Annotated in this window: 8 protein-coding genes; 6 read left to right on the forward strand and 2 right to left on the reverse strand. The window is 60.4% G+C overall.

Annotated elements, in window-relative coordinates; genetic code table 11:
* Positions 1-143: 143 nt before the first annotated feature.
* Positions 144-1,352, forward strand: coding sequence for a Tad domain-containing protein (locus VNM72_04545; GenBank protein HXF04668.1), 1,209 nt, complete (start codon positions 144-146; stop codon positions 1,350-1,352).
* A 232-nt stretch (positions 1,353-1,584) separates the two neighbouring features.
* Here VNM72_04545 and VNM72_04550 read toward each other — a convergent pair whose 3' ends face one another.
* Positions 1,585-3,234 (reverse strand): amidohydrolase, encoded by a 1,650-nt coding sequence (locus VNM72_04550; protein ID HXF04669.1) that lies wholly within the window; start codon positions 3,232-3,234, stop codon positions 1,585-1,587.
* Between the two features lie 335 nt (positions 3,235-3,569).
* Complete coding sequence (locus tag VNM72_04555) at positions 3,570-6,377, reverse strand: pitrilysin family protein (protein ID HXF04670.1); 2,808 nt, start codon at positions 6,375-6,377, stop codon at positions 3,570-3,572.
* A gap of 791 nt (positions 6,378-7,168) precedes the next feature.
* Between VNM72_04555 and VNM72_04560 the strand changes: the two genes are divergently transcribed.
* The 5 genes from VNM72_04560 to VNM72_04580 form a co-directional block, all read left to right on the forward strand.
* Positions 7,169-7,822 carry an FHA domain-containing protein gene (locus VNM72_04560; protein HXF04671.1) on the forward strand — a complete coding sequence of 218 codons (654 nt, stop codon included), beginning with the start codon at positions 7,169-7,171 and terminating at the stop codon, positions 7,820-7,822.
* Positions 7,823-7,835: 13 nt separating this feature from the next.
* Positions 7,836-9,341, forward strand: coding sequence for a protein kinase (locus VNM72_04565; protein ID HXF04672.1), 1,506 nt, complete (start codon positions 7,836-7,838; stop codon positions 9,339-9,341).
* 256 nt (positions 9,342-9,597) lie between these two features.
* Complete coding sequence (locus tag VNM72_04570) at positions 9,598-10,128, forward strand: RDD family protein (GenBank protein HXF04673.1); 531 nt, start codon at positions 9,598-9,600, stop codon at positions 10,126-10,128.
* The gene (locus VNM72_04575; GenBank protein HXF04674.1) at positions 10,079-11,800 is read left to right on the forward strand and encodes a SpoIIE family protein phosphatase; all 1,722 of its coding nucleotides are present in this window, start codon (positions 10,079-10,081) and stop codon (positions 11,798-11,800) included. The genes VNM72_04570 and VNM72_04575 overlap by 50 nt, the downstream gene beginning before the upstream one ends.
* Positions 11,801-11,840: 40 nt before the next feature.
* Positions 11,841-12,140 (forward strand): PrsW family glutamic-type intramembrane protease (locus VNM72_04580; protein ID HXF04675.1); only part of this gene is annotated, 300 nt, incomplete at its 3' end.

The following is a 12,140-nucleotide window of genomic DNA, read 5'->3' on the forward strand; positions in this document are numbered from 1 at the left end:
CCTGCCGAAGTAACAGGTCCCTCCTCAACAGGAGATCGTCACGGAGGCGGTTCGCTCTTGCAGGACCGCCGGATGAAAATACTCCCTTCGCCGGATGAATCAAAAGCCAGAGGCCGACGCTCTATTGTGGTGGGAGCAGGTGTATGGCTCAGGCTGACCAAAAGAGGACGCGGCGTGATCGAGGAAGCATTCTCGTCCTCGTCACCGCCGGAGTTGTCGTCTTTATCGGTGCCACTGCCCTCGCCGTTGACGTGGGTTATCTCTACGTTGTGCGGAATCAGTTGCAGAATGCTGTTGATGCAGCAGCCCTGGCTGGAGCGCAAGGACTTCTGGTTGATCCGACAAACCACACACCCGACGGCCAGGCCACGCGCTGGGCCATCGAATATGCGGCGAGGAATCGAGCCGACGGCGTCCCCGTTCAACTCTCGCCGGAAGAGATCACATTTCCCCGGGCCAATGTCATCCGGGTGCAAAAGGTTCAGCTCGTGAGAACATTTTTCGCCACGATCTTTGGTCTCCGCCGCGTCCCTGTGAGCGTGCAGTCGGCAGCCGTCGCCACTCCGGCCAGCGGAGGCAGCGGGGGATGGAGGCCCTTTGCGCCACCCGATCAGTTCGCCCATGGGAGTCAGTGTGTAACGCCGACGGATGAGGATCACGGGCCATACAATCCTGACATCCACACATGGAACGGCATTCCGGCACGAGATTACTATAAGTCACCCTACGACCCCGAGTTCGAGAACTGGGATCTCAGCGGATTCCGCGATTGTTCTCTGGGCAATCCCACGGGATTCATCACTCCCCGGGATGAGGATGGACGAATGATCGAACTCAAGACGGATCGGCCGGCGTTCCCCGGCAACTTCTACCCGGTCAGTCTTGGGGCGAGAGGAGCCGACACTTATCGGCATAACATCGCCTATGGCTGGAATGGGATGCTGCGGGTGGGAGACGTCATTGATACCGAACCCGGGAATATGGCCGGTCCGACGATTCAAGGAGTCACTCAGCTTATCGCTCAGGACCCGACGGCGCATCTGGTGAGAGTAAACGGGAACTGGGTTGTCAAAAGCACTCAGTACGCCGATAACGAAAGCCCGCGCATCGTCCCCATTCCGCTCATAAGTCCGGTTGAGGCCGGTGCCGGTCGGACATCGTTTCGCATCGTCAACATCGGTTCATTTTTCATCATCGGCACACGGGGGAAATCGGTCATCGGCTATTTCATTCATCGGCGATTGCCGCAAGCGACTGCCGCATCTCCCCCGCAGTACGGTCGAGGAGAACCCAGTGGCGCCAGCGGGCGATTTCTTGGAACGGTTCAATTGACTGACCCAGCCCAATACTGACCCATAACCCGGCACAACCCCCCTGGGAGAGCGGATCCTCCCACCACCAGGTCCGCTCTCCCCCCCTTTTCCAGACATGATCCGCTACTCCTTGCATGTCCAGGAGACTATTTTTGCTCCCCCCGACAGAGCGACTCGGGCTGGGTTTGCGGCCTCGTACCGGGAATTATCAGGAGTAAGGCCAGGGGCCACACCATTTATCGGAGACGCGACGCATTCACCCGCAGGTGTGTCAAGCGCTCGCCTCATCTGAGTAAACGATCTTTCCCCCGACAATGGTGAAAATGACCTTCGCCGTCCGAAGTTCCTCCGGAGGGAGAGCGAAAATATCTCTGGAGAGAACGACGAGATCGGCCAGTTTCCCCGCTTCGATGGAGCCTTTCTCGGCTTCGGCAAATTCGGCGAAAGCATTCGCCAGGGTGTAGGCGTGGACCGCTTGCTCGACGGTGATCTTTTCCTCCGGGATCCAGCCCTCGGGATTTTTGCCATCGGCCGTTTGCCGGGTCACCGCCGCAAAGATGCCGAACAGAGGATCGAGCGGGGCGACCGTCCAATCCGAACCGAACGTGACCCTCACACCGGCCTCTAGGAGTGACCGGAACGCATAGGTCGTGCGCGCGCGCAGTCGCCCGATGCGCTTTTCGGCCCAGCAGCCGTCATCCACCAGATGTGCCGGCTGGACCGACGCGATCACACCGAGTCGAGCCATCCGATGAATGTCTTCGGGTCGAAGATGCTGCGCGTGCTCGATGCGGAAGCGGCGGTCGCGGCAGCCATTCTCGGTGACCACCTTTTCGAGAATGTCGAGGATGAGGGCATTGGCTTTGTCCCCAATAGCGTGAATCGAGCATTGAAGACCGGCGCGGTCCGCCGCAACGATGCGCTCGCTCATGATCCCTTCGGGAAACATCTGATCGTGCAGCAGGCCGCAGGTGTGAGGAGCATCCGAATAGGGCTCAACAAAAAGGGCCGTGGCCGATCCGAGCGATCCATCCACGAATCCCTTCACTCCCCCCAGTCTCAACCAGGCATCTCCCGCACCTTCGCGGGCGATCCAATCACGCTGTTTCTCCCACTCGGTGATAGGCGTACGAGCATAAATCCTCACGGTCAGTTCGCCACGTTGATGGCAGCGCCGATAGACCTCCCAGTGTTCCCACAACGTAATGTCGTGGACGGAGGTGATGCCGACGCGGGCCAGCTCCCGCAGGGCGGCGTGCAGGGCTTCCTCTTCATCCCGTGGCGACGGCGGAGGGATAAGACGTTCGACAAGTGCAACGGCAGCATCTTTGAGAATGCCGGTGGGCTCGCCGGTGGCCGGGTCGCGCACAATCTCGCCGCCGGGCGGATCGGGCGTCTCCCGCGTAATCGCGGCGCGTTGGAGCGCAAGACTGTTGACCAGAACCGAATGCATATCCACCCGGCGAAGAAAGACCGGCGTCGTCGCTGTGACGGGATCAATCATCTCCTTGCGTGGAAGGCGGGCCTCGGGCCATCGTTCATGATTCCAGCCTCCCCCCACTACCCACTGGCCGGGAGAGAGCCGCGCCGCCTGCTCGGCCACGCGCCGAATCAATTCCCGTTCGTCGCCCACATCGCTCAGAGACAAACCCCGCAGTTGAAATCCCCCCGTCATCAGATGAACGTGGTTATCAATGAAGCCGGGAAGCACCAGACAGCCTGTGCAATCGAGAACACAGGTGCGAGGACCGATCATCCTCCGGATGTTTGCCTCAGGCCCCACAGCAGCAATTCGATCGGCGACGATCGCTACGGCTTCGGCCCAGGGCTCAAGCGAACTCCCGGTCCACACCCTCCCACCACGCAGAACGAGATCGGCTTCGCCTTTGGAGTGCGGTGTCTTGTCCGATGATGGCCACATTGTTCCCTCCGAAAATGCTGCGGGAGCGCCCCCAGCCAGCGGTCCCCGACACGACGGAAGCGGGCGCTCCGAGTTTCGTCTTCTCACGGTGGGAACTACCACCGCATGAAGGAACTCCTCCGGAAATCCCCTGCGAAACACGCGAAATGACGCGAAAATCTCCGCCCATGGATGAGAGGTCCGCACGCATCACTCATCTCCGACCATTTTTCATCCATGGGCGATCTTCTCCTTTTCTCCGAGATCTCACCATCTGATGGACACCGATGAATACGGATCATCTGCCCACGTCCGGATCATCCGTGGTGAGATGTCGTCCGCACCCATCGAGGAGGCTACTTCTTCGCCTCGGATTTTGCCGCTTTGGCGAAATCGCCTGCCTTCACGATGGAGATCCTGGACGGATCAATATGACGACGCAAGGCAGCCACGATCTCTTCCGGCGTCAGCGCCTGAATCTTCTTCTCCAGCTCGGCATCCCAGGCCAGCGTGCGATTGAGGAACAAGTACATAGCCAGTCGTCCCACGAGTTCCCGCTCCTGAGCGCGACTCACCTCTTGTGCCTGCAGCCAGCCTGTCTTGGCGGCCTTGATTTCATCGGGGGTAAAACCCTCACGAAGCGCCCGTTCGATCTCCTCCTTGAAGGCGGTTTCGAGCCTGGCCACATTCTGCGGCGCGTAGATGGCGTAGCCGAGGAAGATACCTGCTTTGTCTAACGGATCAGCCTGCAATTCTGAACCAGCACCATAGCTCAATCCCTCCTTCTGTCGCAGGCGCACCGCCAGGCGCGAGTTGAGGAATCCTCCTCCGAGCAGGTAGTTCCCCAGCACGAGTGCCGGATAATCGGGATCATCCTGACGCACGTTGAGGTTCATCCCCGCGAAGAAAAAGGCGTTGGCTTTGTCGGGCGTCTCAAAGGACTGATTGATCGCCGGGACATCTCGATAAACGCTGACGATCCGGCTAAAGGGGCGAGGATTCTTCCACCTGCCGAACAGCTCGCCGAGCAGCGTCGCGATCTCTCTGTCATCGAAGTCGCCGACGACGGCGATCTCACCGTACTGTCCTCCGTAGAAGTCGGCGTAAAACTTCTTCACCTCGTCGAGGGTTACCGCTTTCAGCTCCTCGATCTCCTCGTCAAGCGTGGAGACATAACGCACATCCCCTCTGGGATAGGGGCTGAGATGTCGCCGAAGTGCACGGACAGCAACGGCTCCCGGCTCGCTCCGTTGCTGTTCCAGACCTGCCAGTAGCTCTTGTTTGAGCAGGTCGAATTCCGCCGCCGGGAAAGAAGGCTCCCGCAGAATCTCGGCCACCAGTCGAAGGACGGCCGGAAGATTCTCACGGATGGTTTCCACCGACGCGCGCACGATTGTCGGGCCGCCAAAGATGGAGATGCGCGCTTTCAGCCGATCGAATTCATCCTGGATCTGCTGGCGCGTACGTCGAGTCGTTCCGCGCATGAGCATCTGAGCGGTCAGCTCGCCGGCCAGCCGCCGATTCATCAAACTTTTTTCGTCGCCGAGGTGGAAGACGAGCGTGGCGAATACGGCATTGCCTCGGGTCTTCTTCGGCAGCATAGCGAGCTTCGCTCCGCCCGGCAAAGTCGTTCGGATCGTTCGAGCCTCAATATTGGCCGGCGAAGGATCAAAAGCTTCTCCGGCAGTGACAGCCTCACCTCCTTTGTAATCCTTGAGCAAAGCGGCAATGTCGGGTGTGGCCGGAATCTCGGCGCGATCGGGCGCGGGCGTGGGATAGAACAGACCCAGCGTTCGATTGGATGGCTTGAGATAAGCCGCTGCCACCCGTTGAACGTCCTCCGGCCTGACCCGACGCAATCGGTCCCGATGGAGAAAGAGCAAGCGCCAATCGCCCATCGCCGCCCACTCGCTCAGTTCGATTCCTACCCGATCCGGCGAATTGAGGTTCAGCTCGATCTGCTTGAGGAGCTGGGTTCGGGCGCGCTCGACCTCTTCCGCCGTCGGTGGTGTTTTGGCGAACTCCTCAATCGTTTGGAGAAGGGCGTCGCGGGCGGCGTCTAACGAAGCATCCTGCCGCACCTCGGCTCCCAGCAAAACCACTCCCGGCTCCCGCAACTGAAAGGCGAAGCCATAGACGCGGGTCGCTTTTTTCGTCTCCACAAGCGCCTTGTAGAGCCGGCCCGAGGGCGTGTCGCTGAGAATTTGCGTGAGGATATCCAAGGCGGCTGAATCCGGATGCGCTCCCGCCGGGATGTGATAACATGCTCCCACAAGCTGGACATCACCCACGCGCCGCAGCGTCACCAGCCGCTCGCCGTCCTGCGTCGGCTCTATGGTGTAAAACGTCGGCAGCGTCCGCGTGGGTCGGGGAATCGGGCCAAAATATCTGGCGATGAGTTCCAGCGTGCGGGCTTCGTCAATCTTTCCCGCGACGAGTAAGATGGCGTTGTCCGGCTGATAGTAGGTGCGGTAAAAGGCCTGCAATCGCTCGATGGGAACGTTCTCGATGTCCGAACGAGCCCCAATCGTGGATTTGCCGTAGTTGTGCCAGAGATAGGCGGTCGAGAGCATTCGCTCCAGCAGGACGTTAAACGGATCATTCTCCCCGGCCTCGAATTCATTGCGCACGACGGTCATCTCACTGTCGAGGTCCTTCTTGGCGATGAACGAGTTCACCATGCGGTCGGCTTCCAGTTCCAGCGCCCACTGGAGATTGGCGTCACTCGCCGGAAACGTGATGAAGTAATTGGTGCGGTCGAACCAGGTCGTCCCATTGGCGCGTCCACCGCGCTCGGTCAGCTCCTGATAAATGTTGGGATGTTTCGGCGTACCCTTGAACAAAAGATGTTCGAGCAAGTGCGCCATCCCCGTCTCGCCGTAATTCTCATGCTTGGAACCGACGAGATAGGTGATGTTGACGGTGATCGTCGGCTTCGACGGGTCAGGGAACAGAAGGACTCGCAATCCGTTGGACAACCGATACTCGGTGATTCCCTCCACCGACGTGATCCGCTGAACGCCCTGGGGCAGCGGCGGTTGAGCAAAGACACCCTCGACGGCCACCCCCTTCCAGTCGGGCGAGGCTGCCCGGCTCGCAGGGCCCGCCATCACCAGCGTGAGAGTAAGAACAAACAGCACCGTGATGATGTTTCGTCGCATCATGGTGATTCCTCCTTATCTCAAGCTCTCCACCAGCGGGTGAAATGAGCTGACGCTTTTCATCCGTTGGTAAACACCGTTTGTTGCATCAGGGCGGAACACCCACCCCACCGATAGCGTCTCACCGGACAAGACATGCACATTCTCTCAGGCCTCCATCAAAAGTGCAAGCTTCATGGGAGGGCGGGATCCTTACTTCCCCGTCGCCCTCTTGTGCGAGGATTTCCGTTGCCCGCCTCATTGCTCCCCTCTTTACGAGAGAACACTTCTTCCGGTTCCACACTTCACCACCTGAGGCTCAGATTGTGAGAGTTCAATTCCCCTTCGATTGATCGTGCCCGGGGTGGGACCCTGTCAAAAGAGCGAGGGGAAGGACGGGGGCGCATGTGACACCGCTGCACCAACGGTCCTCGCCACAGGTCAAAACGAGCGAGCATGAGTAATCACCCCAGAGGGGCACCTCGCACGTCCGCGATTTTCGAGGAGCTACTGGTGGATTCCGGCTTTGCCCAGAAACAATGAAAATCCGGGAGCCTTTCTTGAGCCTGGGCCTGACAGTCAGAGTCAATAAGCCCGTCAGAGGCGTGCGCCCCTGGCTATTTTTCGGAGAGATCGCTCCTACCCCCCAGCGACGCGACGGCTTTCGCATGACGAGAGAACAGCGTTCGCTCACAGTCGCGCGTTTTTGCCGCTCCTTCCGTTTTGTGTTATGCTAAGGGCTGATATTGTGTGGATGGGGCCAGCACAACGAGGCCGGGACGACCGGAAGGTGACGACAAAGGAGGTATCGGGAGATGATCCGCTGCGACACGTGTGGAACTGATAATCTGGCCGGATCCGAATACTGCGATGAATGTGGGGCCAGGCTCGGTCCGGCCACCCCTGCGGTTGAGCGCAGCGGGAATGCTCGGTCCGCCACCCCGTCCAGCATTCCCTCACCCGCGCCCGGAACACCGCCGGAGGAGAGATTCAGTCGCGTTGGCCGTAACTCCTCACCGGCGCCCGACCACGAGGATGATCGGCTGCGCACGTTGGAGGTGAGCAGACAAAAGCCCACGTCGGTCGTGCCGCGCTCGGTTGCGGCATCAGCGCAGCAGCGGCAGCCGATGGCCAAGCTCGTCATCACGCGGGGCGGACGCATCGGACGCGAGTTTCCCATCACTGAGCGCGAGGCACTCATTGGCCGATGGGATGCCGATCGGGGAATCTTCCCCGATGTGGACCTGGACGAAGAGGATCCCGATGCCAAAGTCTCCCGCCGTCACGCGCGCATCGTCTATCAGGACGGCCAGTTCCTCATCGAAGATCTGGGGAGCACCAACGGAACGTTCATCAATCGTGGGAGCCGGCTTGTTCCCGGTCAGCTTTATCCCCTCCACCATGACGATGAGATTATCGTGGGAAAAACTTTTTTGCGATTTTACATCGAGGAGCCGCGAGCAACCTAATCAGTGACAGGCTATGAGATTTTGTGTTCGATGTGGGGCCCCTCTCGAACCCGAAGATCTCTTCTGCGGAGAATGCGGCACCCGTCAGCCCGGTGGGATCGGTCGGTCGCGTCCTCCCGTTGCCGGTCCTGAGCCGGTCGCTGCATCCATGGCCCAATTACCTCCCGGCACGCTGCTTCAGAACCGCTACGAAATCATCCGACGCATTGGCGGCGGGGGCATGGGCAACGTCTATCAAGCCTACGACCGCAATCTCGGTGATGCTCTGCGCGCCGTCAAAGAGATGATGGAGATGTTCTCCGATCCGGCGCTACGGGAAAAGAGCATCGAGGACTTTCGCCGGGAGGCCACGCTGCTGGCCAGTCTCAAGCACCCCTCCATTCCCATCATCTACGATCACTTTGTCGAGGGCGGGCGGTACTACCTCGTCATGGAGTATATCTCGGGCGGCGATCTGGCCACGCGACAGAAACTCGTGGGCGGAAAGTTTGATGAGGTGACCGTCACCATGTGGGCGATTCAGATCTGCGATGTGCTCGACTACCTGCATCATCGCCAGCCGCCCATCATTTACCGCGATCTCAAACCGGCCAACCTGATGATTGATCCCGAGTCCAATCGCGTCATGCTCATTGATTTTGGCATCGCGCGACGGGTCGGACCGCAGCAGAAAGGCGTGACGGCGGTGGGAACGATGGGTTACGCGCCGCCCGAACTTTTCTCCGGTCAGGTTGAGCCCCGGTCGGACCTCTATTCGCTGGGCGCGACGATGTTCCATTTTCTCACGGGAGTGGATCCTCGGGATAAGCCGCTTTTGATCTTCGACTTCACTAAGAATCCGACGCCGCGCCAGCTCAATCCCGACATCACGCCGCAGATGGAGCAGATTCTCATGCGGGCCGTCGAATATTCGCCCGCCAATCGCTTTGCGTCGGCGCAGGAGATGAAACGCGCCCTGGAGGACCATCTGCGCTTCCTTCAGCAGGCGCGAGGCGAGCGATTCGAGGCCGCCCGTCAGGAAGCCTTCGGCGACCTGGTGCGCATCGGTGGCGGGGAAATGGGTCATACGAGTCATCGGACGGAGAAGGTCTTTTGCAGTCAGTGTGGCGTGCCGATCGGCTTCGACGATCTCTATTGCGCCTCCTGCGGGGCCCGACAGCCGCTGGAGATCGAACCCCTTCGATCCACCGCCGCGCTGCTCGTACTCAGTCCCGATGGCAGCGAGGTGCGCGACCGCTACACGCTCAGCAAAGAATCGAATCTCATCGGTCGGACCGATCCGATCAGCGGCGTCTTCCCCGAGGTGGATCTCTCTCGTCATGATCCTCAGGCGAAAGTCTCGCGCCGTCATGCCCGCATCTGGCGGGAAAACGATCGCTATCTCGTCGAGGACTTGAGAAGCGTCAACGGAACGCTGCTCAACGAGACGATTCTCCTCACACCGCAGACGCCCTATCCGCTGCGGGACGGAGACCTGCTGCGCCTGGGTGAGGTCCGGCTGCTGTTCCGGGCCGGGTGAAGATATGGAACGACGGTGTCCCCGCTGTCAAACGCCCCAGCGGCCGACGGCCAAGTATTGTCGCGCCTGTGGGGCGCGGCTGGAACCGTTCCCCACGGAAGAGCCCGCACCACACCATGTCTCGGACTCCGCCTCGCCTCTGCCGGCAAAAGCTGTCTCGTCCCCAATGAACTCTCTAGCCCCGGCACCAGCCGCCACAGAGGATTCTTCCGTTTCGAGTGCCTCCTCGGAAGAGTCGCCCGCGAAGGATCACCGCGTGATTGTCGCTCAGCAGGTCATCACCATCCCCTGGGCGGAGACCGTTGAAGAGGGCGAAGAAGAGATCGAGGAAATCGCCGACGGGCTCTGGCGCGTGGAAGCCGCCCTGCTTGATGCGCTCCTGTCGCTCGGCGTCGCTTTTGCGGCTCTGGTGCTGACGACGGTCATCAAAGAGACGCCCACGATCAACCAGCTCGGGACGGTAGCCGGGCTCGCTCTGGCCGCCGCGTTTGTCCTCAACGAGTATGTCCTGATCCCACTCCGGGGGCAGTCGGCGGGGATGAAGCTGGTGGGGATTCGGCTCGTGCGGGACACGGGCGAGGCGGCCCGTCCGGCCCGCTGCCTCCTCCGCAACACAGCGGGCTATGTGCTCTCGGCCCTCCCGCTGGGATTGGGCTTTTTCTGGATTTTCATTGATCCCCTTCATCAAGGATGGCATGATAAAATCGCTCGAACGGTGGTGGTGAAAGTGAGGCGCCATGGTCAAGCTGCTTATCAAAACGCCGGGCAAGCAACCGTACACGGTTGACGTCACCAAGTTGCGCGTGACGCTGGGACGGTCGGTGCGCAATGACGTATGCCTGGAGGACCCCTTTGCTTCTCGCGTGCATGCCGAGATTCGCTGCGAGGGGAAGGCCTGCTGGCTGACCGATCTCGGCAGTGCCAACGGAACTTTCGTCAACGGCGTGCGCATCAGCGGCACGGTCCAGATCTTTCCCGGCGATCGGTTGCACATCGGCGAGACGCTCATCGAGATTCATCCGATGGCCGCTACTCCTCTGGCCACGTCGCAGACGGTGGCCGGGGAGAAAGTCTCGACGACCGAAATCATCGCCACGCCGGAGACTCTGGTATCCTCCGCCGAACGGCCGGTCACGCCAGCGCCGGAGTTGCTGTCGGTGATCGAAACCGTACGCACCGCCGGGGGGAAAGAGATCTCGCCGGAGGTCGCCCGGAGCAAAGAACTCCTCGCCGTCATCAGCCAGGTGGGACTGGCGCTGCTATCGCAGGTCTCTCTGGACGAAGTGCTCAAACAGATTGTCGGGCTCGTGCTCGACGCCATTCCGGCGGATCGCGCCTTCCTCTTTCTCCGCGAGACCGGTCAGGGTGATCTCATCTGCAAGGTCGCCTGCTACCGGGGCCGGGAACCCGCGGAGGTGGAGAGCGTGGTGACCATCAGCCGCTCGATCACCGAAGAAGTCGTCGGACGCGGACGTTCCGTCCTCACCTCCGATGCGCTGGCCGACGAGCGGTTTCGCCAGCGCGAGTCCATCTTGCTCAGCGGGATTCGCTCGATCATGGCCGTTCCGCTGTCGGTCAACAATCAGGTCATCGGCATGATCTACGTTGACAGTCCCATGAACGTCAACTGCTTCAGCGACGAGGACCTGCAGCTCCTGACGACGATCGGGTCGGTGGCCGCCATCAAGATCGAGAACGCCCTGCTGCTCGAACAGCGCATCGAAAGCGAACGCATCAAACAGCAACTGAACAATGCCCGCGATATTCAGTTTCGACTCCTACCGGTGACCCCGCCGACAGTCGAGAACTACGATCTGACGGGGATCAGCTTCCCCTGCTATGAAGTCGGCGGCGATTACTTCGATTTCATCCCGCTCGCCGGCGGTCGTCTCGGGATCGGTCTGGGCGATGTGGCGGGCAAAGGCATGGATGCGGCTCTGCTCATGTCGAGTTTGCACGCCAGCGTGCGGGCCCAGGCTCTCACGTCCTCTTCCATTGCCGAAAAGATCGGAGCGGTGAACCGCTATATCTGCGAAAACACGCCGATGAATAAATTCGTGACGCTCTTTTACGGAGAACTCGATCCGCGCGAGCACGTTTTGCGGTACACCAATGCCGGGCACAATCCGCCGTTGCTCGTGTGCGCCGACGGGCGTCTGGAGACGCTCGACATCGGAGGCATTCCGGTGGGGATCAGCGAAGCGATCAGTTACGAGGAAGGACTCGTTCGGTTTGATCCCGGCGATGTGCTTTTGCTCTTCAGCGATGGCATCAGCGAGAGCGTCAACGAACGCGGTGAGGAATTCGGCGTCACCCGATTGGTGGAGGTCGTGACACGGCATCGTCATCTCCGTCCGGCGCAACTGCGCGATCGCATTGACGAAGCCTTGAGCCAGTTCGTCGGCAAAGCGCGCCCGGCCGACGATATGACGCTCGTGATCGTCAAGCGCGTGCAGTGAGGGAGGTGATGACTCTCCCCTCACGGAGAGTGAACGGGGTATGAAGACACTCGCACTCTCGGTCCTGCCGTGCGCGATCTGGCTCGCCTGGTTCTGGTTTCAGGATTGGTACGACCGCGAGCCGTGGCGCACGGTCATCCTGACGTTTCTGCTCGGCGCGGCGGCGACGGTAGCGGCGCTCGTCTTCAACACCATGGGGACGCTGGTCGTCAGCAGCGTCTTCGGGGTGAATCCGTTCAGCCAGATTCTCGTGTTATTCCTCGTCATCGGCCCGGTGGAAGAGGCGGTGAAAATGGCCGCCGTGCTCGCTCATGCCTATCGGCGACCGGAGTTCAACGAG

This window comes from Blastocatellia bacterium (genome assembly GCA_035573895.1).
GTDB lineage: Bacteria > Acidobacteriota > Blastocatellia > HR10 > HR10 > DATLZR01.

Excerpts from the sequence above, each read along its gene's own strand:
- VNM72_04545 (HXF04668.1), top strand. The coding sequence starts at position 144 with ATGGCTCAGGCTGACCAAAAGAGGACGCGGCGTGATCGAGGAAGCATT.
- VNM72_04550 (HXF04669.1), bottom strand. The coding sequence starts at position 3,234 with ATGTGGCCATCATCGGACAAGACACCGCACTCCAAAGGCGAAGCCGAT.
- VNM72_04555 (HXF04670.1), bottom strand. The coding sequence starts at position 6,377 with ATGATGCGACGAAACATCATCACGGTGCTGTTTGTTCTTACTCTCACG.
- VNM72_04560 (HXF04671.1), top strand. The coding sequence starts at position 7,169 with ATGATCCGCTGCGACACGTGTGGAACTGATAATCTGGCCGGATCCGAA.
- VNM72_04565 (HXF04672.1), top strand. The coding sequence starts at position 7,836 with ATGAGATTTTGTGTTCGATGTGGGGCCCCTCTCGAACCCGAAGATCTC.
- VNM72_04575 (HXF04674.1), top strand. The coding sequence starts at position 10,079 with ATGGTCAAGCTGCTTATCAAAACGCCGGGCAAGCAACCGTACACGGTT.